Annotated in this window: 23 protein-coding genes; 11 read left to right on the plus strand and 12 right to left on the minus strand. The window is 67.1% G+C overall.

Features of this window, described 5'->3' with window-relative positions; genetic code table 11:
- Positions 1-63 precede the first annotated feature (63 nt).
- Positions 64-303 carry a cytoplasmic protein gene (locus ACQ5BL_RS04280; RefSeq protein WP_243804892.1) on the plus strand — a complete coding sequence of 80 codons (240 nt, stop codon included), beginning with the start codon at positions 64-66 and terminating at the stop codon, positions 301-303.
- Positions 304-585: 282 nt separating this feature from the next.
- Here ACQ5BL_RS04280 and ACQ5BL_RS04285 read toward each other — a convergent pair whose 3' ends face one another.
- Positions 586-1587, minus strand: coding sequence for a zinc-dependent alcohol dehydrogenase family protein (locus ACQ5BL_RS04285; protein WP_243804891.1), 1002 nt, complete (start codon positions 1585-1587; stop codon positions 586-588).
- Positions 1588-1692: 105 nt separating this feature from the next.
- On the opposite strand from ACQ5BL_RS04285, the gene ACQ5BL_RS04290 reads away from it, so the two are divergent.
- On the plus strand, positions 1693-2607 hold the full coding sequence (locus ACQ5BL_RS04290; RefSeq protein WP_243804890.1) for a LysR family transcriptional regulator: 915 nt from the start codon (positions 1693-1695) through the stop codon (positions 2605-2607).
- 10 nt (positions 2608-2617) lie between these two features.
- Here the strand turns inward: ACQ5BL_RS04290 and ACQ5BL_RS04295 are convergent, their stop codons facing one another.
- The 4 genes from ACQ5BL_RS04295 to ACQ5BL_RS04310 form a co-directional block, all read right to left on the minus strand.
- Positions 2618-3478: a hypothetical protein gene (locus ACQ5BL_RS04295; RefSeq protein ID WP_243804889.1), complete on the minus strand. Its 861-nt coding sequence runs from the start codon at positions 3476-3478 to the stop codon at positions 2618-2620.
- A gap of 318 nt (positions 3479-3796) precedes the next feature.
- Positions 3797-5038, minus strand: coding sequence for an EAL domain-containing protein (locus ACQ5BL_RS04300; RefSeq protein ID WP_243804888.1), 1242 nt, complete (start codon positions 5036-5038; stop codon positions 3797-3799).
- 125 nt (positions 5039-5163) lie between these two features.
- Positions 5164-6006 (minus strand): ABC transporter permease, encoded by an 843-nt coding sequence (locus ACQ5BL_RS04305; RefSeq protein ID WP_243804887.1) that lies wholly within the window; start codon positions 6004-6006, stop codon positions 5164-5166.
- Positions 6003-7013, minus strand: a complete 1011-nt coding sequence (locus ACQ5BL_RS04310; RefSeq protein ID WP_243804886.1) for an ABC transporter substrate-binding protein — start codon at positions 7011-7013, stop codon at positions 6003-6005. Before ACQ5BL_RS04310 ends, ACQ5BL_RS04305 begins: the two co-directional genes overlap by 4 nt.
- 258 nt (positions 7014-7271) lie before the next feature.
- On the opposite strand from ACQ5BL_RS04310, the gene ACQ5BL_RS04315 reads away from it, so the two are divergent.
- The 5 genes from ACQ5BL_RS04315 to ACQ5BL_RS04335 all read left to right on the plus strand — a co-directional run bounded on the left by ACQ5BL_RS04315 (position 7272) and on the right by ACQ5BL_RS04335 (position 13669).
- Complete coding sequence (locus ACQ5BL_RS04315) at positions 7272-8723, plus strand: amino acid permease (protein WP_243804885.1); 1452 nt, start codon at positions 7272-7274, stop codon at positions 8721-8723.
- 234 nt (positions 8724-8957) lie between these two features.
- On the plus strand, positions 8958-9734 hold the full coding sequence (gene otsB, locus ACQ5BL_RS04320) for a trehalose-phosphatase (protein WP_207882949.1): 777 nt from the start codon (positions 8958-8960) through the stop codon (positions 9732-9734).
- Entirely contained in the window at positions 9731-11530 is a 1800-nt protein-coding gene (locus ACQ5BL_RS04325; RefSeq protein WP_243804884.1) for a glycoside hydrolase family 15 protein, read from the plus strand. Before otsB ends, ACQ5BL_RS04325 begins: the two co-directional genes overlap by 4 nt.
- Entirely contained in the window at positions 11512-12924 is a 1413-nt protein-coding gene (gene otsA / locus ACQ5BL_RS04330) for an alpha,alpha-trehalose-phosphate synthase (UDP-forming) (RefSeq protein WP_207882952.1), read from the plus strand. Before ACQ5BL_RS04325 ends, otsA begins: the two co-directional genes overlap by 19 nt.
- Before the next feature lie 535 nt (positions 12925-13459).
- Positions 13460-13669 carry a cold-shock protein gene (locus ACQ5BL_RS04335; protein WP_015477564.1) on the plus strand — a complete coding sequence of 70 codons (210 nt, stop codon included), beginning with the start codon at positions 13460-13462 and terminating at the stop codon, positions 13667-13669.
- A gap of 58 nt (positions 13670-13727) precedes the next feature.
- Here the strand turns inward: ACQ5BL_RS04335 and ACQ5BL_RS04340 are convergent, their stop codons facing one another.
- The 4 genes from ACQ5BL_RS04340 to ACQ5BL_RS04355 form a co-directional block, all read right to left on the minus strand.
- Positions 13728-14039 carry a cupin domain-containing protein gene (locus ACQ5BL_RS04340; protein ID WP_243804883.1) on the minus strand — a complete coding sequence of 104 codons (312 nt, stop codon included), beginning with the start codon at positions 14037-14039 and terminating at the stop codon, positions 13728-13730.
- A gap of 96 nt (positions 14040-14135) precedes the next feature.
- Entirely contained in the window at positions 14136-14366 is a 231-nt protein-coding gene (locus tag ACQ5BL_RS04345) for a DUF2798 domain-containing protein (RefSeq protein WP_243804882.1), read from the minus strand.
- Positions 14363-14953, minus strand: coding sequence for a flavodoxin family protein (locus ACQ5BL_RS04350; RefSeq protein ID WP_243804881.1), 591 nt, complete (start codon positions 14951-14953; stop codon positions 14363-14365). The genes ACQ5BL_RS04345 and ACQ5BL_RS04350 overlap by 4 nt, the downstream gene beginning before the upstream one ends.
- A gap of 366 nt (positions 14954-15319) precedes the next feature.
- Positions 15320-16180: a LysR substrate-binding domain-containing protein gene (locus tag ACQ5BL_RS04355; protein WP_243804880.1), complete on the minus strand. Its 861-nt coding sequence runs from the start codon at positions 16178-16180 to the stop codon at positions 15320-15322.
- A gap of 133 nt (positions 16181-16313) precedes the next feature.
- Here ACQ5BL_RS04355 and ACQ5BL_RS04360 point away from each other — a divergent pair, with 133 nt between their 5' ends.
- Genes ACQ5BL_RS04360 through ACQ5BL_RS04375 form a run of 4 tightly spaced genes read left to right on the plus strand, consistent with a single transcriptional unit; the run spans position 16314 to position 20490 of the window.
- The gene (locus tag ACQ5BL_RS04360; protein WP_243804879.1) at positions 16314-17366 is read left to right on the plus strand and encodes an agmatine deiminase family protein; all 1053 of its coding nucleotides are present in this window, start codon (positions 16314-16316) and stop codon (positions 17364-17366) included.
- Complete coding sequence (aguB, locus tag ACQ5BL_RS04365) at positions 17366-18274, plus strand: N-carbamoylputrescine amidase (RefSeq protein WP_243804878.1); 909 nt, start codon at positions 17366-17368, stop codon at positions 18272-18274. Before ACQ5BL_RS04360 ends, aguB begins: the two co-directional genes overlap by 1 nt.
- Before the next feature lie 2 nt (positions 18275-18276).
- The gene (locus tag ACQ5BL_RS04370) at positions 18277-19380 is read left to right on the plus strand and encodes an extracellular solute-binding protein (RefSeq protein WP_243804877.1); all 1104 of its coding nucleotides are present in this window, start codon (positions 18277-18279) and stop codon (positions 19378-19380) included.
- Positions 19381-19389: 9 nt separating this feature from the next.
- Positions 19390-20490: an agmatine deiminase family protein gene (locus ACQ5BL_RS04375; RefSeq protein ID WP_243804876.1), complete on the plus strand. Its 1101-nt coding sequence runs from the start codon at positions 19390-19392 to the stop codon at positions 20488-20490.
- Positions 20491-20707: 217 nt separating this feature from the next.
- Here the strand turns inward: ACQ5BL_RS04375 and ACQ5BL_RS04380 are convergent, their stop codons facing one another.
- The 3 genes from ACQ5BL_RS04380 to ACQ5BL_RS04390 all read right to left on the minus strand — a co-directional run bounded on the left by ACQ5BL_RS04380 (position 20708) and on the right by ACQ5BL_RS04390 (position 24270).
- Complete coding sequence (locus ACQ5BL_RS04380) at positions 20708-21472, minus strand: SIR2 family NAD-dependent protein deacylase (RefSeq protein WP_243804875.1); 765 nt, start codon at positions 21470-21472, stop codon at positions 20708-20710.
- On the minus strand, positions 21469-22992 hold the full coding sequence (locus tag ACQ5BL_RS04385; protein ID WP_243804874.1) for a sensor domain-containing diguanylate cyclase: 1524 nt from the start codon (positions 22990-22992) through the stop codon (positions 21469-21471). The genes ACQ5BL_RS04380 and ACQ5BL_RS04385 overlap by 4 nt, the downstream gene beginning before the upstream one ends.
- A gap of 84 nt (positions 22993-23076) precedes the next feature.
- Complete coding sequence (locus tag ACQ5BL_RS04390) at positions 23077-24270, minus strand: GGDEF domain-containing protein (RefSeq protein WP_430292787.1); 1194 nt, start codon at positions 24268-24270, stop codon at positions 23077-23079.
- Between the last annotated feature and the right edge of the window lie 116 nt (positions 24271-24386).

Raw genomic sequence — 24386 nt, forward strand, 5'->3', positions numbered from 1 at the left:
CCTTCGTCAAGGTATCGAATCGATACAAAGTGTCGCATCCAATGATTCCACCAAGGAGATCCCATGCAGAAGTACCGCCTCACCCTCCAGCGCCACGGTCAGTTGCTCGGCCATTTCGACTCCGACCTGCCCTGGGCGCGCGACGCCGTGCGTGCCATCGCGGACGCGCTAGATGGACAGGGCTTCGTCCTGGAGTTGCAGGTTGCCGACGGCGAGCGCCGTCTGCTGGAAAGCTCGCCGGCCGGTATCAAGCTGCTGGCCTGCGAGCCGCTGTATCGGCCGATGGCGCTGGAGAACCTGTAGCAGCAAGCTTGCTCGCGAACCTTGGACGCGCCGGCCTTGCCGGCGAATCGCGGACGGAGTCCGCTCCTACACGGGAGCGTGCCTGCCTGCTTTTGTCCTACAGGGAAGTCCATGCAACGTAGGAGCGGACTCCGTCCGCGATGCCTTAATCGACCTGGCCACCCTGAGCTGACGCGGCACGCAGAATGCGCCCGGCGTGCCGCCCCACCGGAACGGCCGCCGGGCCGGTAGTTAACGGGCACCCTGGCTCCGCTGCATCCTGCGCGGCGGAGTGTGCGATGGCTACAGGGTGACCACGACCTTGCCGAACTGCTGATTCGATTCCAGGTAGCGGTAGGCCTCGACGATCTCGTCGAACGCGAAGCGACGGGCGATGACCGGCCGCAGCGATCCGTCGGCCAGCCCCTCGACGATGAAATCCTTGGCCGCCTGCAGGCGCGCCGGGTCTTCCAGCACTTCGTAGACGCGGTAGCCGCGCAGCACCAGCGAGCGGCTCAGCACCTCGAACAGCGGGAAGGGCGTCGGTTCGGGGCTCAACCCGCCGTACTCGATGAGCATGCCGCCCTCGGCCATGGCGGCGGTCAGCGGCTCGAAGATCGGCCCGCCCACCGGGTCGAACACCACTCGCGCACCGACGTTGCCGGTGATCTCCAGCAACCGCGCGCGCAGTTCTTCCTCGTCGCTGGCGATCACCTCGGCGGCGCCCGCTTGCAGCAGCGCATCGCGTTTCGCCGAACCGCGGGTCACCGCGATCGGCACCGCGCCAACGCGCCGGGCAATCTGGATGGCGGCCAGGCCGACGCTGCTGGAGGCGGCGGTGATCACGACGAAGTCGCCAGCGCGCAACCCGGCGACCTGCACCAGCGCGCCGTAGGCGGTGAGGTACTGCATCCAGGTGGCGGCGGCATCGCTCCAGGCCTGCCCCGGCGGGTTCTTCACCAGGCGCGCCTGCGGCACCACCAGGTGTTCGGCATGGGTTGGCTGTTCCTGCATTGACGTGGGTGGCAGCACGCTTACCGCATCCCCGACAGCGAAGCCGTGAACCTTGCTGCCCACTGCCTCGACGATGCCGGTGGCCTCCAGGCCGAGGCCCGAGGGCAGTCGCGGGCTCTCGATGTAGCGGTCGGTGCGCAGCAGCACCTCGGCACGGTTCAGCCCCAGGGCCTTGACCCGGATGCTCACTTCGTCCGGGCCGGGCTGGCGGATTTCCAGCGGTTCGATACGCAGGACGTCCGGCCCGCCGATCTGGTGGAAGCGAACGGCCCGTGCGGTGACTTTGTCCATGTGAAGCTCCTATACGAAAGTGATTCGACGTAAAGCCACTATCCGGCATGGAAAAAAGGCAATAAATGGCGTATAGAAGCGTTGAGTCGAAACCAGGAGTTACGAATGGATCGTCTGACCAGTATGTCGGTGTTCGTTCGCGCGGTGGACCTCGGGTCCTTCGCGGCTGCGGCCGACGCCCTGGAAATGTCCGCGCCCATGGTGGGCAAGCATGTACGCTTTCTCGAAGAGCGCCTGGGCGTCCGCTTGCTACAGCGCAGCACGCGCCGGCAGAGCCTCACCGAGGCCGGGCGGATCTACTACGAACGCTGCCGCGCCTTGCTCGCCGATGCGGAGGCGGCGGACATCCTCGCCGCTGGTGAGGTGGCCGAGCCGCGTGGCCGGCTGCGGGTGGCCATGCCGGTGCATTTCGGCCGGCGCTGCGTGGCGCCGGTCCTGCTGGAACTGGCGCAGCGTTATCCGCACCTGGAACTGGACCTGCGCTTCAGCGACCGCCTGACCGACCTTGCGGAGGAGCAGATCGACCTGGCCATCCGTACCGGCGAGCCGGAGCCACGGGCCGGAGTGATAGCCCGCCGCATCGGCCGGCAACGCATGGTGGTGTGCGCCGCACCGGCGTATCTGGCGCAGCACGGCAGGCCCGCAGGCATCGAGGAACTGGCTCAGCATCAGTTGCTGGTCTATCACCGCTCCGGGCGGATCAACCCCTGGCTGTTCCCCCGCGAAGGGCAGGCGCCGGTGGAGTTCGCGCCGAACTCGCGGCTGCGTTTCGACGATCTGGCGGCCATCGCCGATGCGGCGGTTCGCGGCATGGGGCTGGCGTGGTTGCCTTACTGGCTGGCGGGCGAAGCCATCGTGGCCGGCGAGCTGGAAGAACTCCTGCCGGAGCAGCCGGGCTTCCTCTACGGCGTCCACGCCACCTGGCTGCAGACCACTCAGTTGCCGCGCAAGGTCCGTCTGGCCATCGATGCGCTGGTCGAGGTGATCCCCGGACTGGTGATGCCGGGGCTGGCGGAGTAGTGCGGCTGCGTCAGTTCGCCGGCGTGAGCCGCAGCACGCGATTGCGCCCGCCCTCGGCCAGCAGGTAACCGTCCTTGCCGTCGGGGACCAGGGCCTGGGGTGCCTTGAGGAAGGACAGCACGGTCTGCGGTTCGCCCTTGCCGTCCCACAGCAGCAGGCGCGCGCGGTGGGTGGAGTCTTCGCTGATCCAGATGCCGCGCTTGTCGCACATGACGAAGGTAGGCTTGTTCAGGCCGCCGAGGATTTCCGGGTCGCGGCCGTCGTCGCTGAGCTGGCGCAGCGTGCCTAGGTTCTTCTGGGTGTAGAGCAGGCGGCCGTCGCTGCAGCGGGTGATCGACTCGGCTTCGTCGAGGCGCTCGCGCACCACGTTCAGCTCGCCGTCGCTCCAGCGGTAGCGCAGCACCCGGCCGCTGTCGTGGCGGTCCTCGATGGCGTAGAGGTAGTCGCCGTCATCCCACAGCCCTTGCACCGAATTGCCCTGGAACAGCGTGCTGAGCTTGCCGTCCCGGAGCATCTGCACCGGCTTGTCGTCCGCTTCCTGGCTGAACACCCAGCCGCCACGGGCGGCGATCAGGCCGTCGGGCTTGGACAGGCCGTCGATCACCACCTTGCGCTCGCCGCCCGGGGTGATGCGCAGGATGTTGCCCTGGCCGTCCTTCAGCTCCTGGCTGACCAGCAGGCCACCGTCGGGCAGGGGCACTACGGATGCGGCCTTCTTCACGTCGCGTTGCGACACCTCGATGCGCCAGCCAGCGGCGGCCTGGACCGGGTAGAAGCTCTGCCAGCTGAAGAATCCGGCGGCAGCGGCAAGGATGATGGCGGTGGCCAGGAAGGCGATGCGCAGGAGGGAGCGGCGGGGGGAAAGGGTCATGGAGGGCGCGATCGAATCGTTATGGTCGGAAGGAACGGCTGGACATTCCCTGCCAGCCGGTACGGCCGTGCATGGTAGCGGCTGTCGCCGGCCACGGGATAGCGGAACCGCCGCACAGGCGCATTTGCCTGCATCCCGCAGAGTCGTCGGCAGGCCGCCGCCAGCGGGCGAGTTTTCGTACGGAACGCCGATGCGGGAGGAGAAAGAAGGCAAATTAGTGGCAAATGGCCTACAGTTCGTAAGTCCTTTGCTGAGGGCAATTCAGACGGCTGTTGCGGACAGGAAGTCAGCAACAGCCGTTTTTCTTTGTGTGCGGGATCAGTCGGCCAGGCGTACGACCGAATCGGCCCTGAGGGCAGTCATCTCGGCCCTGGGCTGGCGTACCGGCGTGCCGCGCAACAGGCCGGAGAGTTCAGTGGTGGCTACCGGCTTGCCGAACAGGTAGCCCTGGGCGGCCACGCAGCCAAGGCTTTGCAACTGGCGATGCTGGCCGGCGTTCTCGACGCCCTCGGCCACCACGTGCAGCCCCAGTTCGCGGCCCAGCGCCAGGGTGTTGGTCAGTACGGTGAGGCGGCGCGGGTCACCGCTGTTGAGGTTGGCGAGGAAGCCGCGGTCGAGCTTCAGCTCGGTGAACGGCAGCTCCACCAGCCGCTGCAGGGTGGAATGGCCGCAGCCGAAATCGTCGATGGCCAGCCCGCAACCCAGCAGGCGTAACCGCAGTACGTTCTCCAGGCTCAGCGGCGGTGCGTGCAGCGGCGAGGTTTCGGTCAGCTCGAAGGTGACGTTTCGCGGGTCGATTTCCCGGCGCTGCAATTCGCGCTCGACGCTGGCGGCGAAGCCGGTCTGGGCGATCTGCTCGGCCTCCAGGTTGAAGGACAGCTCAAGGTCCGTGCGCCCGTGGGCCCGCAGGGCGTCCTGGGCCTGTTCAATGAGGTCGAACAGCAGCGCATCGAGCATGCCGCCGCGACGCAGGGCCGGCAGGAACCGCTCGGGCAGCAGTACCTGGCCGTCCTCGCGGTGCCAGCGGGCCAGCACTTCGAAACCGTAGACCTGCGCGGTGGCCACCGTGACCTTGGGTTGCAGGGCCGCGCGTATCTCGCCGCGCCCCAGCGCCAGGCCGATATCGCCGTCGTCGACGCTGTCCCGCTCGCACGGCGCCGTGGCCTGCTGCGGGGATTGCAGGGCGAAATCGCTAAGCAGGGTCCGCAGGCGCTCCAGGGTGGCCGGCTCATTGCCCAGCCAGAACACCTTCATGCCCTGCAGTTGCAGCAGGTGCGCCAGCGCCGACCAGGTGCCCGGCGCCATCTCGCCGCTGACCACCACGCCATGGGCGAGCCGCTCGCGGGCCACGGTCTGGAGAAATTCCAGGCGCGGCACCGGGTCGATGCGCACATCGCACAGCAACAGGTGCACGCCGCCCACGCCGCGCAACCTGTCCAGCGCCAGGGCGTTGCTGGAAACCTCGGAGAGAAAGCTGTAGCCGAGATGGTGGAGGGCGGTCACCGCTGTCGTACGGTGCAGGCCGGATGCCTGCAGGATCAGCGCGGAAAGGGGGGGCATGGAATGCTCCGGTGGGCATTTGGGGTGGCAGCATTCTGTGGATTGGCGCGCGCTTGATGAGGCGTCGAATTCCACTCTTGCTGTCAGAGAAATCTCATTCGCAGATTTCTCCGACATCCCACCGCTCAGCGTTTTCCGTAGCCCTGCGTCACCCGGTCGATCACCACCGCCAGCGCGACGATGGCAAGGCCGGCCTCGAAGCCACGCCCCACGTTCAACGTCTGGATGCCCACCAGCACGTCCTCGCCCAGCCCGCGCGCGCCGATCATCGAGGCGACCACCACCATCGACAGCGCCATCATCACCGTCTGGTTGAGGCCGGCCATGATGCTCGGCATGGCTTCCGGCAGCTCCACGTGGCGCAGCCGCTGCCAGCGCGTGGCGCCCAGACAGCGCGCCGCCTCGCTCAGCGCCGGGTCGACCTGGCGCAGGCCCAGTTCGGTGAGGCGCACCAGCGGCGGCAGGGCATAGATCAGGGTGGCGAAGATCGCCGGCACCTTGCCCAGACCGAACAGCATCAGCACCGGAATCAGGTAGACGAAGCTGGGCAGCGTCTGCATGACGTCCAGCAGCGGCAACAGCACTCGCCGCGCCATGGGCCGGTAGGCTAGCGCGACGCCCAGCGGCACGCCGATCAGCACGCACAGGCCGGTGGCGACCAGCACCAGCGCGCAGGTCTGCAGCAGCTTGTCCCACAGGCCCACCACACCGATCAGGAACAGCAGTCCCACCAGGGTCAGGGCGCGTATCCAGCTGCGTCCGGCGTGCCAGGCAAGCAGCCCGACCAGCGCCAGCAGCAGCCACCAGGGCACGAGGCGCAGCAGGTTCTCCAGCGCCACCACCAGTTGCAGCAAAGTGTCGGAGAGCTGGCGCAGGCTGTCGCCGTAGTGCAGTACCAGATTGTCTACCCACTGGTTCACTGGCCCGGCAATGGAGTAGTGCAGGCCTTGCGGGAACTCCGAACTCATAGGGCGGCCTCGACCCGGGCGCGCTGCTCGGCCGGCAGCCAGCCCTGCCATACCTGCGGGTTGGCCTTGAGGAAGTCGCGCGCCGCGTCATGCGGGGGCTGGCGCGTTTCGCTCATCTTCGCCAGGGCGGCATTGAGCAGGTCGATGGGGATGTCGACCTTCTCGAACATCGCCACCAGCTCCGGGTATTGCTTGTGGAAGGGCGCGGAGACGCCCACCGACAGCTTCGCCGGCAGCGAGCGGCTGCCGCGTGGGTTGGGGTTGTCGGGGTCGGACAGGGTCTTCCAGGCTTCGGCGTCGAACGGCGGCTCTTCCAGGCGCACCAACTTGTAGCGGCCCATCAGCGGGGTGGGCGACCAGTAGTAGAACAGCACCGGCTTGCCGCGGCGGATGGCCGAGGCGATCTCGGCGTCCATGGCCGCGCCCGAGCCGCTGCGGAAGTTCACGTAGCTGTCCGCCAGGCCGTAGGCCTTGAGCTTCTGCGAGTTGACGATCTCCGAGGTCCAGCCGGTGGGGCTGTTGAGGAAACGACCCTTGTCCGGCGACTCGGCATCGCGGAACACCGCGCGGTAACGCGGCAGGTCGCTCACCGAGCGCAGCTCCGGGGCCTGCGCGGCGATGCCCTGCGCCGGGTCGCCGTGGACCACGTAGTCCGGCACCCACCAGCCTTCGTCGGCGTTCTTCACGATATCGCCCAGGCCGTAGACCTTATGTGCGGCTTCGGCCTTGACCCAGGCGGGACTGCGCCCGGCCCATTCCTCGGCGATGACCTGGATGTCGTTGCGCGCCAGCGCCGTCTCCAGGCTCACGGTGCTGCCGGGCAGGGTGTCGGTGGGGTAGCCGTAGCCCTGTTCCACCAGCAGGCGGAGCATCTCGGTGATCAGGCTGCCGCTCTCCCAGGTCAGTTCACCAAAGTGGATGGGTTTGCGTTCCTCGGCGGTGACGCCCTGGCCCAGCAGGCCCAGGGCGAGCAGGGCGGTGCCCAGCCAGCGGGTGATCGTGTGCATGTGCAGATCCTCGTCGTGCTCGGGGGAGGTACGTCAGCCTTGTAGAGTAGATGGTCCCTTCCGGCGCGACCGGCGAGGGCGCTCAAGGTGGCCTTGCGCCGCCTCGTTCCGGGCCTTGGTCAACAGGCTGGATGCGGTCTCGAAAAAGTTCGAGGCTTGCATCGGCCGGCGCCTGCCTCAGATCAGCCCTACGCCTTCCCCCCGGGATTAGAACGGAATCAACGACCCGGCAGGGCCAGTTTCGGAAGGAGTCGAATCATGAAACATCTACCTCATGTGGAAGGCGGCGCGGGCGACGGCAAGGTCGGACTGTTCGGCCTCACTTCACTGATCGTCGGCAGCGCCATCGGCTCGGGCATCTTCGCCTTGCCCGCCACGCTCACGGGCGGTGCCGGCGCCCTCGGTATTCTCTGCGGCTGGGCCATCGTGGCCTTCGGGATGCTTTCGCTGGTCTCGGTCTACCGCAATCTCACGCTGCGCCAGCCCAGCATCGATGACGGCATCTACGGCTGGTCCAAGGCCGGTTTCGGGCATATCGCCGGCTTCATCGGCGCCTACGGCCACGGCGCCGGCGATGCCATCGGCAACGCCTCCTACCTGGTGGTGATCTTCAGTGCCCTGGGTGCCTTCGGGGTGTTCTCCTACTTCGGCGACGGCACCACCTGGCCGGCGATCTTCGCTGCGTCCGCACTGTTGTGGGTGATCAACGCGCTGGTGCTGCGCGGGGTGAAAACCAGCACCACGGTGAACAACGTCGCCACCGTGGCGAAGGTCGTACCCATCGTCCTGTTCATCGGCCTGGCCCTCTACCACTTCGACAGCCGCGTGTTCATGACCGACTTCCGTGGCCAGAGCCACGGCACCTCGATCTTTGAACAGAGCAAGACGGTGCTGCTGGCCGCCATGTGGACGCTGATCGGCCTGGAGTCCGGGACCATCTACGCCACCCGTGCGCGCAAACTCTCCGACGTGGCCAAGGCCTCCACCCTCGGTGCGATCATCGTCTCGCTGCTGCTGGTGGGGACATCGGTGCTGGCGCTGGGCATCCTGCCCGCCGCGCAGATCACCCAGCTGCACCAGCCGTCGATGGCCGGGCTGATGGCCGCGATGGTCGGCCCCTGGGGCGGCATGCTGATCAATCTCTGCCTGATCGTCTCGGTGGTCGGCGCGCTGATCGCCTGGGTCGCCCTCAGCGCCGAGGAGGTGATGCTCTCCGGCCGTGGCCACAGCGCCACCGCCTGGCTCGGCCGGCTCAATGCCAACGGCGCACCGCGCAACGCCATGTGGCTCACCACCGGCATCGCCCAGGCCATGATGCTGGTGGCCGGCTTCAGCCATGCCGGTTACCTCGCGCTGCTGTCGTTCTCCACCTCGCTGGCGCTGATCCCCTACCTGCTGTCGTCGATGTACTCGTTCAAGAGCGCCTGCATCGGCCGTGGCTATGAAGGCGACAAGGCCCATGGCCGCTATTGGGAAATGGCCCTGTCCGCCTTCGCCGTGTGCTTCGTGCTGTTCATGCTCTATGGCGCGGGCCTGAAGTACGTGCTGCTGGCCGCTGTGGTCTGGGCCATCGGCCTGCCGCTGTTCATCCTCGGCAAACGCGAGCAACGGGAAAAACTCAGCGCCGTGGAATGGATCGTCTGCCTCGCCGTGATCGCCATGGCGCTGGCTGGCCTGCTCGGTCTGTGGAGCGGTCACCTGGTCCTCTGATACGTCCCCAATGCCCCGGCCCAAGCGGGCCGGGGCAGCTTCAAGGCCGCCCTGGGGCGGCCTTCTGCCATGCACCGTCCGGGCCATTTCCGGTCGACCCCCTGTTTCTCGCGTGTTACGGTCCAGAGACTCCCTCAACCGTCCGTTGTGGCTTCGCAGGCGCAACGGCACGAGCTGCAACCGGAGAAATGGCTCATGTCACGTCCCCCGCAACGAGGACCTGTCGACACGGCCATGGCCCCGCTCAGCGAGGTCTCAGCCACTGCGTTGCTGCAACTCTGGCTTGGCCAGTGCGCGCAGACCGCGGTGTTCCTGGATGTCGACGGAACCCTTCTGGACATCGCCGAAACCCCCGGCGCGGTGTACGTCCCGCCCGGACTGGTCGATGCGCTCAGCGAGCTGCATCGGCGTCTCGACGGTGCCCTGGCCCTGATCAGCGGCCGCCCGGTCGATGAACTCGACCGGCTGTTCCATCCCCTGCGCCTGCCCGCCAGTGGCGGTCACGGCGCCCACTGGCGCGAGACCGGCGAGAGCCCCTTGCGCCGCACCACCAGGGACCTGTCCGCCTGCGTGCGCGTACAGCTCAACGCACTCGCCTGCGCCCATGCCGGCGTATTGGCCGAGGACAAGGGCAGCAGCTTCGCCCTGCATTACCGCGCCGCGCCCGACAGCGCGCTGGCCCTGCGGGTGGCCCTGCAGGCGCTGCTCATCGCACCGGAAGGCGCCGGCTTGTGCCTGCTGGCCGGCAAGCAGGTCTACGAGATCGTCGCCGAGGGCGTCGACAAGGCCGGCGCGGTCCAGCGCCTGATGACCACCCCGGCCTTCGCCGGGCGTCGCCCACTGTTCGTCGGCGACGACATCACCGACCAACCCGCCCTGGCCCTGATGCCCAGCCTTCAAGGGCTGGGACTCTCGGTCGGGCGCACGCTGCCGGGGGCGAGTGCCGTCTTCGCCGACGCGGCGGCGGTTCGTACCGCACTCATAACGGCGGCAGGAGGAAACCATCGATGACTGAACGGCACGACGGAGCACTGGAACTGGGTCTGATCGGCAACTGCCGCGTGGCCGCCCTGGTCAACCCGATGGGGCGGCTGGTGTGGTGGTGCTACCCCAACTTCGATGGCGACCCGGCGTTCTCCCGGCTGCTGGCCGGTGACGAGGAAAAGGGCTTCGCCGACGTGCTGCTCGACGGCCAGGTCAGCCATACGTCCGAGTACCAGCGCAACACCGCGATCATCACCACCATTCTGCGCGACGACCGCGGCGGGGTGGTGCGCATCACCGACTTCGCGCCGCGCTTCCTGCAGTACGGCCGGGTGTTCCGTCCGGCCCAGCTGTGCCGGCTGATCGAGCCGCTGGAAGGGCTCCCCAGCGTCACCCTGCGCATACGCCCGACCCACGGCTACGGCAAGCCGCGCCGCAGCGTGGCGGGCTCCAGCCACATCCGCTACCTGGACGGCGACGAGCCGATCCGCCTGACCACCGACGCGCCGCTGTCCTACCTGCTCAATGAAACCCGCTTCGCCCTGCGCCACCCGGTGAGCATGGTGATCGGCATGGACGAGCCGCTGGACAACGCCCCCGGCGACATCGTGCGCGAGTTCCTCAAGCGCACCCAGGGCCACTGGCACGACTGGGTGCGGGGCCTGGCGATCTCCTTCGAGTGGCAGCAGGTGGTGATCCGCTCGGCCATCACCCTCAAACTGTGCAACTTCGAGGAAACCGGCGCGATCATCGCCGCCGCCACCACCTCGATTCCCGAGGCGCCCGGTTCCCGGCGCAACTGGGACTACCGCTACTGCTGGCTGCGCGACGCCTACTTCGTGATCCTCGCCCTCAATCGCCTGGGGGCCACCCGCACCATGGAGGGCTACATCGACTTCATCACCACCGTGGCCAGTGGCGACGCCGAGCTCAAGCCGCTGTACGGCATCATCCCCGACCTGGACCTGCGCGAGCGCGACGAGCCGGACCTCGCCGGCTTCCTTGGCCATGCCCCGGTGCGCGTCGGCAACCAGGCGGTGGAGCAGAACCAGCACGACGTGTTCGGTTCGGTGGTGCTCGCGGTGCTGCAGAGTTTCGTCGACGACCGCTTGCCCAGCCCCAGCAGCGAGGGCATGTTGCAACTGCTCGAATCCCTCGCCGAGAAGGCCGTGCACGCTGCCTTCGAGCCCGACGCCGGCATCTGGGAATACCGTGGCCGCCAGCGCATCCACACTCATTCCGCGCTGCTCTGCTGGGTCGCCTGCGACCGCGTCGGGCGCATCGCCCGCCGCCTTGGCCGGGCAGAGCAGGGCGCCGCCTGGATGGAGAAGGCCGCCCGCCTGCGCGAGCGCATCCTCGCCGAAGCCTGGAGCGAGCGGAAGCAATGCTTCACCGGGGCCTTTGGCCATGACGACCTCGATGCCAGCGTGCTGCTGATGAACGAGCTGGGCCTCATCGAAGCCGACGATCCGCGCTTCATCGCCACCGTCGAGTGCATCGGCCGCGAACTCAACGTCAACGGCCAGCTATTGCGCTACGCCGCACCCGATGACTTCGGCGTACCGGAAACCGCCTTCCTGGTGGTCAAGTTCTGGTACCTCGACGCGCTCGCCGCCATCGGCCGCCGCGACGAAGCCCGCGCCCTGTTCGAGGAGCTGATCGCCGCGCGCAACCGCTACGGCCTGTTATCCGAGGATTTGCACCCGCACACCGGCGAGCTCTGGGGCAACATCCCGCAGACTTATTCCATGGCGGGGCTGATCAATTCGGCCATGCGCCTCTCCATCGGCTGGGAGGAAGGTCTATGCCGCGCCTCGTGGTGATTTCCAACCGGGTGATGGTGCCCGATGAAAACCATCCGGCCGCGCCGGGCGGCCTCGCCGTCGCCATCGAGGCCGCCATGCGTGAGCACGAGGGCCTCTGGTTCGGCTGGAGCGGCCATGTGGCCGAGGAGCCGGGCCCGCTCACCACCCTCGAACGCAACAACCTCACCTACATCCTCACCGACCTGCACCCGCAGGACTTCGACGAGTACTACAACGGCTTCGCCAACCGCGTGCTCTGGCCCATCCTGCACTACCGGGTCGACCTCGCCGAGTTCAGCGAGGCGGACTTCGGCGGTTACCGGCGGGTCAACGAATTCTTCGCCGAGCGCCTGAGCCCGCTGCTGGAGCCGGACGACGTGCTCTGGGTGCACGACTACCACCTCATCCCGCTCGCCCTGGCCCTGCGCGCCCGCGGCCACGCCAACCGCATCGGCTTCTTCCTGCACATTCCCATGCCGCCGGCCGACCTGCTCACCGCGATGCCGCACCATGCCGAGCTGATCCGCGCGCTCACCGAATACAACCTGATCGGCTTCCAGACCGAGAACGACGCCAGCAACTTCGCCCGCTACCTGACCCGCGTGGTCGGCGCCGCCACGCCCGACGGCCGTCGCTACCACCTGGAGGACCAGCACTTCCGCGTCGGCGTGTTCCCGGTGGGGGTGGACGCCGACGGCTTCCGCAAGCTGGCCGAGGACGCCTCGCAGAGCCCGGCCGCCGATGACCTGCGCGAAAGCCTGGGCGGCCGCGCGCTGATGGTCGGCGTGGACCGCCTCGACTACTCCAAGGGCATTGTCAACCGCCTGGACGGCTACGAGCGCTTCCTGGAGCGCTACCCGGAGTGGCGCAACCGCGTGACCTGCCTGCAGATATCTCCCGGCAGCCGCCAGGACATCCCCGAATACGCCGACATCGACGCCGCCGTCAGCGCGCGGGTCGGGCACATCAACGGGCGTTTCGGCGCCGTGTCCTGGGTCCCGCTGCGCTACGTGGCGCGCAACCATCGCCGCGAGGACATCGCCATGGTCATGCGCCACGCCCGCATCGGCCTGGTGACGCCCCTGCGTGACGGCATGAACCTGGTGGCCAAGGAATTCGTCGCCGCCCAGGACCCGGACGACCCCGGCGTGCTCATCCTCTCCCAGTTCGCCGGCGCCGCCGCGGAACTGGGCGGCGCGCTGATCATCAACCCCCACGACCGCGACGCCCTGGCCGATGCCATCAACACCGCCCTGCATATGCCGCTGAACGAGCGCCGGGCGCGCCATCGCGACATGTACGCGGTGCTGCAGGCCAATGACATCAGGTTCTGGGGGCCGAGCTTCATCGATGCGCTGACCCGGCCGGGGAGGGCGTTGAACTGGTTGTCGAACCATTACCTCGGGCATTGAGGCAGGGTTGCTCTTCGTAGGAGCGAGCTTGCTCGCGAACCGAGGCTGCTCGCGGACGGAGTCCGCTCCTGCGTAAGAGCCGCATGTATCCGTAGGAGCGGACTCCGTCCGCGATGCTCGTGCTCTACGTAGGGCGGATAACGCTTGAGGCGTTATGCGCCCTACGAAAAACATCGCGGACCGAGTCCGCGCCGACGAAAGCGGCGTTTTGCACGGGGCAAGCCGCTCCGATTGAACAATCGAAAATTCACCCGCCCGACGGGCTGAAAGGCCCGTAAATCGGGACTTTGCGCCTACTCGACCCCCGCTCCGAACCCTCGACCGCCCGTCAATTCCCCTCACCGACGTGAAAAAAAACTACCAATTCCCTACGTCCCATGTATTCTGCTCCCGCTGCCTGCCCGGTAAAGCGCCGCGACTTGATGTTCTGTCTACACGATGTTCCATCTCCTCGGCACCTCTTCACTACGCATTCAGCTCATGGCCGGTCGGCAATTCGGCTGGCCCTTAGCAATCTACATCTGGAGACAACATCATGTCCGATCGTCAAAACGGCACCGTCAAGTGGTTCAACGCTGAGAAGGGCTTCGGCTTCATCACCCCGGAAAGCGGCCCGGACGTATTCGTTCACTTCCGTCAAATCGAAGGCAACGGCTACAAGTCCCTCGACGAAGGCCAGAAGGTCAGCTTCATCGTGACCGCCGGCCAGAAAGGCCCGCAGGCTGAGCAAGTTCGCGCCGTCTAATCGACGCCACTTGTCGAAAAAGCCCCGCATTCGCGGGGCTTTTTCATTTCTGCGGCAGTCAGACACTGCCCTCGCTCTCGATCACCAGAATGCGCGCCTCGCCTTGCGGGTGGGCCACATGCTCGGTGCCGATCGAGGCGTAGAAGATATCCCCTGTTTCCAGCATGACCCGATGCTCGCCCTCCGCATCGCGGTAATGCATCTCCACCCGGCCGTCGAGCACCGCGAACACCTCCTCACCGTCGTTGACGTGCCATTTGTACGGCTGGTCGGTCCAGTGCAGGCGGGTGGTGATGCCGTTCATGTTGGCGATATCCAGCGCGCCCCAGGGACGGCTCGCCGTGAATTGCTTGCCACGGATGATTTTCAAGGTGCGGTCGCTCCATCGAGTTTTCGCCGATGCTACGTGAGCAACGGCCGGACGGTACAGCAGGGGCGGCTCATCCATCGGCGCCTTCAGGTCATCCTACGACTCTGCCCGAACCAGTCGCTCGACCAGCCGCCGTGTCAGCGGGGCGATGACCAGCACCAGCGGGAAGGCGATGCACCAGCTGCTGAGCCAGGCGCCCAGCCAGAGCTGGGTGAGGCCGGGGACGAGGCCGACGGCGCGGAAGGTGGAGAGGCCGGAAACCAGCAGGGTCATCACGCCGGAGAGGATCAGCGCGAATAGCAGCGGGCTGTAGCGACGGGCGATCATGCGTGGGCCTCCAGCACGGTTTCCATGTGCGGCTGGTGCAGGCGCTGCAGGGTTTCGGCGAAGTGCTGGCCGAACATGCGCGCGGTCTTCAGGTCGCCGGGAGCGAAGTCCGGGGCGGTCTTGTCGGCCTGGGCCATCAGTCCGGTCCAGGAGCCGAGTCGGTTGGCGGCTTCGTCGTAGGGCACGCCCAGGTGCTGCTCGGGGAGGATTGGGTTGCCGGCCCAGAGCATCCCGTGCTGCATGCAGAAGGTGAACAGCGAGATCAGCGTGGACTGCTTGTCGCCGGCCGGCAGCGCCGAGACGGTGAAGCCGGCGGCGAGGCGGCCGCGCAGTTTCTGCTGGCGCCAGAGCGGGCCGGTGGCGTCCATCAGGGCTTTGAGCGGTGCCGAGACGCCGCCCAGGTAGGTGGGGCAGCCGAGGATCAGGCCGTGGTAGGCGAGCAGGGCGTCCGGGCGCTCGATCAGGTCCTGGGCCTTGAGCAGGTGCACGTCGCAGCCGGGCACCAGGCTGGCGCCGCTGGCGATGGTCTGGGCGATCCGCTCGGTGCGGCCACTGGCGCTGTGGTAGAGGATGGCGAGGGTCTTCATGGTTTCTCCGTGAGTTCACGCAAGGGGAAGGGCGCGTCCGGTGTGCTCGGAGCGGGCTTGGTGTAACCCTACGAGTTCAAGTGAACTTGAGGTCAAGGGAGAATTGCGAGGAGCGTCGAGGCTGAGGAGGTTGTTCGGCGTATCGGTGGCGAGCCGGTGTTTCCAGGGAAGGGAGATGGGTCGGTCGCGGTTGAGGGCGGGGACGGTCTGATCGTTTGGGAGCGGGGTACGCCCTCACCCTAACCCTCTCCCGGAGGGAGAGGGGACCGTACGGTGCAAGATGAGGTAGTGGCGTCAGCCGGCGCGGATTGCTCCCTCTCCCTTTGGGAGAGGGCTGGGGTGAGGGGCTCTCGGTCCGCTCAAAAATCAGGCCAACCCCAACACCCTCTCCAGCCACTCGCAGAACTGCCCAGCCTGTGTCGTCCGCTCGCTCTGCTGGTGCACCAGCAGCGACCAGTTCGGCCCGCGCACGGTCTGCTCGCATAGCGGCGTCAGCAGGCCGCTCTCCCGCGCATCGCCGGCCAGCAAGCGGCTCACCAGGGCAATCCCCAGGCCCTGGCCGGCCGCATCCAGCAGCAGCCCCGGATCGGAGAAGTTCAGCCCCGCGCTGCGCTGGCCGATATCGGCGCCGCCTTGCAGTTGCCAGTGCGCCCAGTCCATTTCCCGTTCGCCGTGCAGGGTGGTGCGCGTGTCCGCCGGCTGGTCGAGCAGGCGCGGATGGCAGGCGGGGTAGAGGCGGTCTTCCAGGAGGATGCGGAAGCGGCATTCGGCCTGGGCGGTGAGGTCGTCGCGCACCGCAATGTCGATGGTCTGGGTGGCCATGTCCGGGGTTTCGCTGGTGGTCAGCAGCCACAGGTCGATCTGCGGATGGCGTGCGTGGAAATCGCCCAGGCGCGGCACCAGCCAGTGGCGGGCGAAGGCCGGGGTGGTGTTGACCACCAGTTGGTTGGGTTTGCGGTACTGGTCCAGGCGGCGGATGCCGACTGCCAGTTGCTGCAGCAACGACTGGGTGGTGCTGAGCAGGTCGAAGCCGGCGTCGGTGAGGGCCACCTTGCGGCCACTGCGATAGAACAGCGGCTGCTCGACGAAGCTTTCCAGGCTGCGGATCTGCTGGCTGATGGCGGACTGGGTGAGGTGCAGTTCCTCCGCCGCCTTGTGGAAGCTGCCCAGCCGGGCTGCGGCTTCGAAGCCGCGCAGGGTGTTCAGGGGAGGCCAGTGTTTGAGCATGATCGATAAGTTCTGCTGATCAGATTTGCACAAAATCTATCGTTTGTTGTCGCTGTTTCACAGGCCTAGGATGGTTTCAGGCGCCGCTGAACCCTTTTCCTTCGATAAAAATTCCTAACCAAAGGCTTTGTGTATGCATCTCAACGATAGGCAGAACGGCTGGCGCATGCCTGCCGAATGGGTACCTCACGCGGCGACCTGGATGGCGTTCCCGCATAACCGTCCGCTCTGGGAGGGCGGCTGGGGCGTGACCCTGGAGCAGGTGCAGGAAGACTTCATCCGGGTGGCCAACGCCATCGCCCGTTTCGAGCCGGTGAAGCTGGTGGTAGACCCGTCCGCCGTGGCCCGTGCCGACGCGTTGTGCGGTCCGAATGTGGAACTGGTCGTGCTGCCCATCGATGACAGCTGGTGCCGCGACTCCGGGCCGACCTTCGTCTGCCATCCGCAACACGGCGTGGCCGGGGTGAGCTGGCGCTTCAATGCCTGGGGCGGCAAATCGGTGCATACCCTGGACGAGGGGCTGGGCCGGCGCGTGCTCAATCACCTCGGGCTGGACTGCTTCGGCACGCCGCTGGCCAACGAGGGCGGTGCTATCCACGTGGACGGCGAGGGCACGCTGATCACCACCGAGTCGGTGCTGCTCAATCCCAACCGTAACCCCGGCGTGAGCAAGCACGAGATGGAGGAAATCTTCGCCCGCCTGCTGGGCGTGACCAAGACCATCTGGCTGCCGGGCGACCCGCAGTACGTTACCGGTGACATGACCGACGGCCACGTCGATGGCGTCTGCGCCTTTGCACGTCCCGGCGTGCTGCTGGTGGATGCGACTCGCGATACTTCGAGCACCTATGCCGAAGTCGCCCGCGAGAATCGTCGCGCGCTGGAGTTGGCCACCGATGCCAAGGGCCGTTCCTTCGAGCTGATCGAGCTGTTCGAGGCCAGCGCGGCGGTGGACCCGGACGCGGAAGTCTTCTGCGCCTCCTACACCAACTTCTACCTGGCCAACGGCGCGGTGATCATGCCGGCCTACGGTATCGCCGCCGACGACGAGGCCGCTGCCGTGCTGGCTCGCGCCTTCCCCGGCCGCGAGGTAGTACCGGTGCGTATCAACCATCTGGCCCACGGTGGCGGCGGGGTGCATTGCATCACCCAGCAGCAGCCGGCCTGGCCGCTGGGAGGTCTGTGATGAGCAAGCTGACCGTTGCGGTGCTGCAGTTTTCCTGCAGCTGGGACCTGCCGCGCAACCTCGACGAAGCCGAGCGCCACGTGCGCGCGGCGGCCGCGGCCGAGGCCCGGCTGATCCTGCTGCCCGAGCTGTTCGCCACGCCGTACTTCTGCATCGAGCAGGACCACGCCCATCTGGCGCTGGCTCAGTCCTATGACGACAGCCCGCTGCTGCAACGCTTCGCCCGCCTCGCGGCGGAGCTGAACGTGGTGCTGCCGCTGAGCTGGTTCGAGCGCGCCAGCAACGCCTACTTCAACTCGCTGACCGTGGCCGATGCCGATGGCCGCCTGCTCGGGGTGTACCGCAAGACGCACATCCCCAACGCCATCGGCTACCAGGAGAAGGAATACTTCAGCCCCGGCGATACCGGCTTCCGCGTCTGGGATACCGCCGTCGGCCGCATCGGCGTGGGCATCTGCTGGGACCAGTGGTTCCCCGAAACCGCTCGCTGCCTGGCGCTGCAAGGCGCGGAAATCCTTTTGTTCCCCACCGCCATCGGTTCCGAGCCGGGCGCGGCGCACATGGATTCCCGCGACCACTGGCAGACCGCCCAGCGCGGCCACGCCGCCGCCAACCTGCTGCCGGTGCTGGCGGCCAATCGCATCGGCGAGGAAATCGCGCCCGGTGACGAGCGCCTGCGTATGCGTTTCTACGGCTCGTCCTTCATCACCGACCACAAGGGGGCGCTGCTGGCGGAAGCCGGGCGCAACGAGGCGACCGTGCTGGTGCGCGAGCTGGACCTGCACCTGGCCCGCGAAGAGCGCCTGACCTGGGGCGTGTTCCGTGATCGCCGCCCGGAAATGTACGGCCGCTTGCTCGGTCTCGACGGCCAACATCTTCACTCACGCTGGCAAAGCCAGGGAGTCTGACCATGAAATCGATGCTGATCGGCGCGCTGGGCCTGTCCCTGGTCTGCGCCCTGCAACCTGCGGCGGCGGAGGAGGAGAAGGTCCTGCGCCTGTTCAACTGGGCGGATTACTTCGCCCCCGACACCCTCGACGGCTTCACCCGCGAAACGGGCATCCGGGTGATCTACGACGTGATGGATGGCAGCGAGACGCTGGAAGCCAAGATGATGGCCGGGCACAGCGGGTACGACCTGGTCTTCCCCGGCGACACCGTGGCCGAGCGGCTGATGCGCGCCGGCGCGCTGCAGAAGCTCGACACGAGCAAGCTGGAGCACTTGCAGGAGATCGAGCCGGGGCTGCAGGCCCTGCAGACCCGCTATCCCTATTCGCGGCATGCCGTGGTGCCCTACACCTGGGGCAGCATCGGCCTGACCTTCAATCGCGCGAAGATCGACCAGCGTATGAGCGACGCGCCGGTAAACAGCCTCGACCTGCTGTTCAAGCCGGAGCTGGCCAAGCGCTTCGCCGACTGCGGCATCTCGCTGATCGACTCGCCGGACGAAGTGCTCGCAGTGGTGCTCAACTACCTCAAGCGTGACCCGCGCAGCGGCAAGCCGGAGGACCTGGCCGATGCCCTGGCGGTGCTCAATGGCATCCGTCCGTATATCCGCAAGTTCCAGTCGCAGCCGGTCACCCAACTGGTCAACGGCGACCTGTGCCTGTCGCTGGGCTACAGCGGCGACGTGATCCAGTCGCAGCGCGCCGCCGACGAGGCGGGCAAGAAGGAGCGTTTCGAATACCGCGTGCCGCGCGAAGGCACCTCGGTGTGGATGGACACCATGGCGATCCCCGCCGACGCGCCGCACCCGGAGTACGCCTACGCGCTGATCAACTACCTGATGCGTCCGGAGGTGATGGCGGCGATCAGCAACGCCACCGGCTACCCGACCTCCAACGCCAAGGCGCGGCCGATGGTGGATGCGAGCATGCGCAACAATCCGGACATCTATCTTGATGAGAGCGCCTACGCACGGCTGTTCCCCGGCAAGGACATTCCGCAGCGCGACATGCGTGCGCGGATGCGTACCTGGACAAGTTTCAAGACGGGCACTGGAACCGGTAGCTGAGGAGGCAGCATGATGACCCGCAGGAACCTGCTCGGCGCCGGCATGACGCTGGCGGCGGGGCTCGGGCTGGGCCTTGGCCGCGTAGCGCTGGGGACGGAGCGCTGGTACATGCCGGACGAGCACCGTCGGCAGGAACGGGTGTTCGTCGCCTACGCGGCGTCGCCCGAGATCTGGAAGGACTGGGCGGGTGCGGTGAACGCGACGATGGTGCGGCTGGCCCGCACCATCGCCGAGTTCCAGCCGGTGACAGTGCTTTGCCGGCCGGAGCAGCTGGCCGAGGCCAGGCGCGCCTGTGCCGGGCCCAATATTGACTTCCTGGCGCTGCCGCTGGATGACATCTGGGTCCGTGACTACGGCGGCTGCTTCCTGGTGAACGACGCCGGTGGCCTGGCCCAGGCCGATTTCAATTTCAACGGTTGGGGCGGCAAGCAGCAGGCCGGGCATGATGGCGAAGCGGCGGCGGCCCTGGCCGAGGACCTGGAAGCCCAGGCTTTCATCAGCAGGCTGTGCGGCGAGGGTGGCGGCATCGAGGTGGATGGCCAGGGTACGGCCATCTTCACCGAGAGCTGCTGGGTCAACGACAACCGCAATCCCGGCTGGACGCGCCCGCGCATCGAGGCTGAACTGAAGCAGCGCCTGGGGCTGAGCAAGGTCATCTGGCTGCCGGGCATTCGCGGCAAGGACATCACCGATGCCCATGTGGATTTCTACGCGCGCTTCGTCGAGCCGGGCGTGGTGGTGGTCAACCTGGACAACGACCCGCAATCCTACGACTACGCGGTGACGCGCCGGCACCTGGAAATCCTCAAGACCGCGACCGATGCCGAGGGGCGCCCGCTACGCCTGCACGGCCTGCCGCCGCCGCGCCATCCCAAGCCCAGCCAGTACAACCGCGACAATCCGGACTTCGCCGCCGGCTACATCAACTACCTGCCGGTGAATGGCGGGGTGATTGCGCCGCGCTTCGGCGATGCGGAAGCCGATGAGCACTGCCATGCGCTACTAGGGGAGCTGTATCCGGATCGGGAGATCGTGCAGCTGGATATCGACCCGATCGCGGCCGGGGGAGGGTGTATTCACTGCGTGACCCTGCAGATGCCGGCGGTGTGAGCCCAGCCGCCTGTTGCTATTTGTAGGAGCGAGTGCAGATGCGCAAACGACCCTAACACCGGCCTCGCCGGCGGATCGCGGGCATGGCCCGCTCCTACAGGGTGATGCTGGCGCTTCCTGTGAACCTGTCCAGGGCGTAGGGCGCATAACGCCTCTGGCGTTATCCGACATATGGCGGCGGATAACCCGTTCCGGGTTATGCGCCCTACGAACTGGATCAGTGCTCGGCGAATGCGGCCTCGACCAGCGCCGGCAAGGCCACACCCGCCGCGCTGGCGAGGGCGAAGTCGCGTTCGCCGTGCAGCGGTCCCGGCGTCGGGTTGATGTGCAGCAGCGTGGCGCCGGCGCGCCAGGCGACATGGGGGATTTCCGCTGCCGGGTAGACCACGCCGGAGGTGCCGATCGAGATCAGCAGGTCACAGTCCTCCGCGGCGGCGAAGGCCTGGTGCATGGCATTCATCGGCAGGCCTTCGCCGAACCACACCACGCCGGGGCGCAGCGGAGCGCCGCAATGGGCGCAGGCGGGCGGGGTGACGTGGCGGCCGGCTTCGGGCTCGTCCGGGATCGGCAGTGGCTCGTCCGGCTCGCGCTGGCAGGTGAAGCAGCGTGGGCGTTCGAGCTGGCCGTGGAGGTGGATGACGTCGTGGCTGCCGGCGCGCTCGTGGAGATCGTCGACGTTCTGGGTGATCAGCGTGAGCTTCGGCACCTTGCCGGCCAGCGCGGCGATAGCCAGGTGAGCGGGATTGGGCCGGGCGCGGTGTACGAGGCTGCGGCGCCACTGGTACCAGCCCCAGACCAGCGACGGGTCGGCGCGGAAGGCGTCGGCAGTGGCCAGCCGGGACGGCTCGAAGCGCGCCCAGAGGCCGGTGAGCCGGTCGCGGAAGGTGGGGATGCCGCTTTCGGCGGAAACCCCGGCACCGGTGAAGACCACGACATGACAGGCATCGCGCAGGGCTTCGAGCAGGGCGGGTTCGAAGGTCATGGCGCGCTTCCAGAAAGGCTGGACGCGTTGTCCAGTCGGTTGCGGCCAGCACCCTTGGCGCGGTACAGGGCCTGGTCGGCGGTGCCGATCAGGGCAGCGGCGGGGGCGTCCGAACCTGCCGGGAGAGTGGCGATGCCGATGCTGGCGGTTACCCGGCCGAACGGGCTGCCTACGTGGGTCAGGTTGCTCTGCCAGAGGTGCTGCAGGAACTGCTCGGCCACGGCCTGCGCCCCGGCGTTGTCGGTGTTGGGCAGGATTACCGCAAGCTCTTCGCCGCCATAGCGCGCCGCCAGGTCGCCGGGGCGCCGCACGCTGTCGGCCAGCAGTTGGCCGATGTTGCGCAGGCAGTCGTCGCCGGCGGGGTGGCCGTAGGTGTCGTTGAAGCGCTTGAAATAGTCGACGTCGATCAGCAGCAGGCTCAGCGGGCTCTGCTCGCGGTAGGCGCGGCGCAGTTCGGCGGTGAGGCGGTCGTCGAAGCTGCGGCGGTTCTGCAGGCCCGTGAGCGGGTCGCGCGAGGCCAGCACTTCGAGCTGGTGGTTGGCCTTGAGCAGTTCTTCGCGGGCGGCCACCAGCAGGCCTTCGGTGCGGATGCGGCGCTGGATCGCGAGGATCATCAGGATGCCGATGATGACGATCACCAACAGCAGGCCGACCGCGATGGCCACCGTGCGCATGGCATCGGCGCGCCAGGAGGCCAGGGCTTCGTCCTTGCCCAGGGCGACCGCGGTCACCAGCGGGTAGCGCTCATTCTTGCGGAAGGCGTAGATGCGCTCGATGCCGTCCAGCGAGGAGTTGAAGGAGGCGGTGCCGACCATGGCGTGGTCGAGGTAGCCGGTGAAGATCGGCGAGCGCGACAGCACGCGGCCCATGTCGGCCTGGCGGAACGGGTAGCGCACCAGCACCTGGCCGTTGCTGGTGGTGACGCCGATGGCGCCGTGCTGGCCGATGTCGATCTTGCCGAACAGCTGGAGGAAGTTCTCCACGCCCAGGGTGGCGGAGATGACGCCGGCGAAGCGGCCGTCGGGATGGTTGTAGCGGCGGCTGACGGTGATCACCCACTTGCCGCTGGAGCGGCTGCGGATCGGTTCGCCGATGTAGGCGTCGGTCGACGGGTTGTCGCGATGGTGAATGAAGAAGGAGCGGTCGGCGCTGGTAGCACCGGCTGGAACATTGCCATTGGAGACCATCAGCCAGTTGCCGTTGGCGTCGTAGATGACGATGCCATCGAGCTGATTGAGCAGCGATTGCTGGCGCTGAGCCAGGTGGCGCAGACGCTCCAGTTGAGCGGGGGTGGTGCCATCGGTTTCCAGGCGCTCGGCCAGGCCCAGGAGCAGCATGGAGCTCTGGGTGATGATGCCTTCGACGTAGGTGTCCAGCGCCTGGGTCAGGTTGAGGTTGTGGGTGTAGGCCTTGGCGAGGGTGCGTTCGCGGGCGGCCCACAGCTCCCAGGCGGTGGCCATTGCCACGGTCAGGCTGATGACCGTCAGCAGGAGTACGGCAAGGCGGATGTCGCGTTTCAATCGGGCCTCATTGAGTCAGTAGCGGTGGCGTCTGCCACCCGGCAGAGAGACGCCGGCTGGGCGCGCCGGGTTACGTTGCGCAGGTCAAACCGTCGACGGGCCGCTGAGTTGCACGCGGTTGCGCCCGTCCTGCTTGGCGCAGTAAAGGTGCTGGTCGCACCGCGCAAGCAGGTCGAGCGGTTCATTCAGGCCCTCTTCGCTGGCCAGCGCCGCCCCGAGGCTGATGGTGAGGTAGCGCAGGTCGTCGGGTCGGTGCTGGTGTTCGATGTTCAGGCTGGCCACCTGCTCGCGCAGGCGTTCGGCCACACGGCGCAGATCGTCGACGCTGCCGGTTTCAAGCAGTACGACGAACTCCTCGCCGCCATAACGATAGACGCTGGCGCGGCCGCCGCGCAGGCTGCCGACCAGGGATTCGGCGACCCTGCACAGGCAGCGGTCGCCGCTCTGGTGGCCGTAGTGGTCGTTGTAGGGTTTGAAGTAGTCGATATCCACCAGCAGCAGGGCGAAGGGCCGGCCGTGGGCGCGCATGCCGTCCCAGCTGGTCTTGAGCTGGGCGTCCAGGGCGCGGCGGTTGCCGACGCCGGTCAGCGCGTCGGTGCTGGCCAGCTCCTGAAGACGCAGGTTGAGCGAGGCCAGTTCGGCGCGCTGGCGGCGCTCCTCCTGGTCGGCGAGGAAGGCCTCGCGCACGCCGCGGATATTGGTCCAGCTGATGAACAGGCTGAACAGCGCCACCGGCAGGTAGACCAGGGTGAAGATCAGCACGGGCTTGGTCGCGCCGTCATGGATCAGCCAGACGTTATAGAGAATGATCGTCGAGATGATCGCCGAGATCAGGGCAATGCCCCTGAACGAATAGCGCACCCCGAGGTTGCCGAGGAGGATGAACACCACCGAGGCATAGAGGAAGAAGGGCACGTCGGGCGAGGCGCTGCGCTTGAGCAGTTCGAACCAGGCGAGGGTGGAGATGATGTCGTGCACCGGCATCAGCAGGTCCATCAGCAGAACGCTGCGGCTGAAGCGGAACACCAGGAAGATGTTGAGCAGGCCGATAAGGCTCAGGCCGGTGCGCAGCAGCAGCGATTCCTTTGCCATGTCTGGGATCAGCAGGGCGTCGGCCAGCACGTAGGAATCGTAGGCCGCCATGGCGATGAAGTTGATCGCCAGCAGGAAGCGCCGGTAATGCCGGATGACATAGGCCTTGTAGGCGACGCGCAGGCTGGGCGGCATCTTGCCCTGGGACTGCCGGGAAGGCTCGGCGGAAAACTCGGGTAGGGTCATCGGGGGGAGCCTGTGTCTGCCGTCCTGGCGAATGCTGGCCAGTGGCTAGAGTAGGGGGCGGTTCGAGCGCCGTCCAGCAGGTTGGTATACAGCGGGGCGAGCGCGGGGCTGGATTG

It is taken from the genome of Pseudomonas sp. B1-22, from assembly GCF_050474425.1.
Lineage (GTDB): Bacteria > Pseudomonadota > Gammaproteobacteria > Pseudomonadales > Pseudomonadaceae > Pseudomonas.

What these genes read in the sequence shown, in the direction of transcription:
- ACQ5BL_RS04280 (WP_243804892.1), top strand. Translation starts at nt 64, where the DNA reads ATGCAGAAGTACCGCCTCACCCTCCAGCGCCACGGTCAGTTGCTCGGC.
- ACQ5BL_RS04285 (WP_243804891.1), bottom strand. Translation starts at nt 1,587, where the DNA reads ATGGACAAAGTCACCGCACGGGCCGTTCGCTTCCACCAGATCGGCGGG.
- ACQ5BL_RS04290 (WP_243804890.1), top strand. Translation starts at nt 1,693, where the DNA reads ATGGATCGTCTGACCAGTATGTCGGTGTTCGTTCGCGCGGTGGACCTC.
- ACQ5BL_RS04295 (WP_243804889.1), bottom strand. Translation starts at nt 3,478, where the DNA reads ATGACCCTTTCCCCCCGCCGCTCCCTCCTGCGCATCGCCTTCCTGGCC.
- ACQ5BL_RS04300 (WP_243804888.1), bottom strand. Translation starts at nt 5,038, where the DNA reads ATGCCCCCCCTTTCCGCGCTGATCCTGCAGGCATCCGGCCTGCACCGT.
- ACQ5BL_RS04305 (WP_243804887.1), bottom strand. Translation starts at nt 6,006, where the DNA reads ATGAGTTCGGAGTTCCCGCAAGGCCTGCACTACTCCATTGCCGGGCCA.
- ACQ5BL_RS04310 (WP_243804886.1), bottom strand. Translation starts at nt 7,013, where the DNA reads ATGCACACGATCACCCGCTGGCTGGGCACCGCCCTGCTCGCCCTGGGC.
- ACQ5BL_RS04315 (WP_243804885.1), top strand. Translation starts at nt 7,272, where the DNA reads ATGAAACATCTACCTCATGTGGAAGGCGGCGCGGGCGACGGCAAGGTC.
- otsB (WP_207882949.1), top strand. Translation starts at nt 8,958, where the DNA reads ATGGCCCCGCTCAGCGAGGTCTCAGCCACTGCGTTGCTGCAACTCTGG.
- ACQ5BL_RS04325 (WP_243804884.1), top strand. Translation starts at nt 9,731, where the DNA reads ATGACTGAACGGCACGACGGAGCACTGGAACTGGGTCTGATCGGCAAC.
- otsA (WP_207882952.1), top strand. Translation starts at nt 11,512, where the DNA reads ATGCCGCGCCTCGTGGTGATTTCCAACCGGGTGATGGTGCCCGATGAA.
- ACQ5BL_RS04335 (WP_015477564.1), top strand. Translation starts at nt 13,460, where the DNA reads ATGTCCGATCGTCAAAACGGCACCGTCAAGTGGTTCAACGCTGAGAAG.
- ACQ5BL_RS04345 (WP_243804882.1), bottom strand. Translation starts at nt 14,366, where the DNA reads ATGATCGCCCGTCGCTACAGCCCGCTGCTATTCGCGCTGATCCTCTCC.
- ACQ5BL_RS04350 (WP_243804881.1), bottom strand. Translation starts at nt 14,953, where the DNA reads ATGAAGACCCTCGCCATCCTCTACCACAGCGCCAGTGGCCGCACCGAG.
- ACQ5BL_RS04355 (WP_243804880.1), bottom strand. Translation starts at nt 16,180, where the DNA reads ATGCTCAAACACTGGCCTCCCCTGAACACCCTGCGCGGCTTCGAAGCC.
- ACQ5BL_RS04360 (WP_243804879.1), top strand. Translation starts at nt 16,314, where the DNA reads ATGCATCTCAACGATAGGCAGAACGGCTGGCGCATGCCTGCCGAATGG.
- aguB (WP_243804878.1), top strand. Translation starts at nt 17,366, where the DNA reads ATGAGCAAGCTGACCGTTGCGGTGCTGCAGTTTTCCTGCAGCTGGGAC.
- ACQ5BL_RS04370 (WP_243804877.1), top strand. Translation starts at nt 18,277, where the DNA reads ATGAAATCGATGCTGATCGGCGCGCTGGGCCTGTCCCTGGTCTGCGCC.
- ACQ5BL_RS04375 (WP_243804876.1), top strand. Translation starts at nt 19,390, where the DNA reads ATGATGACCCGCAGGAACCTGCTCGGCGCCGGCATGACGCTGGCGGCG.
- ACQ5BL_RS04380 (WP_243804875.1), bottom strand. Translation starts at nt 21,472, where the DNA reads ATGACCTTCGAACCCGCCCTGCTCGAAGCCCTGCGCGATGCCTGTCAT.
- ACQ5BL_RS04390 (WP_430292787.1), bottom strand. Translation starts at nt 24,270, where the DNA reads ATGACCCTACCCGAGTTTTCCGCCGAGCCTTCCCGGCAGTCCCAGGGC.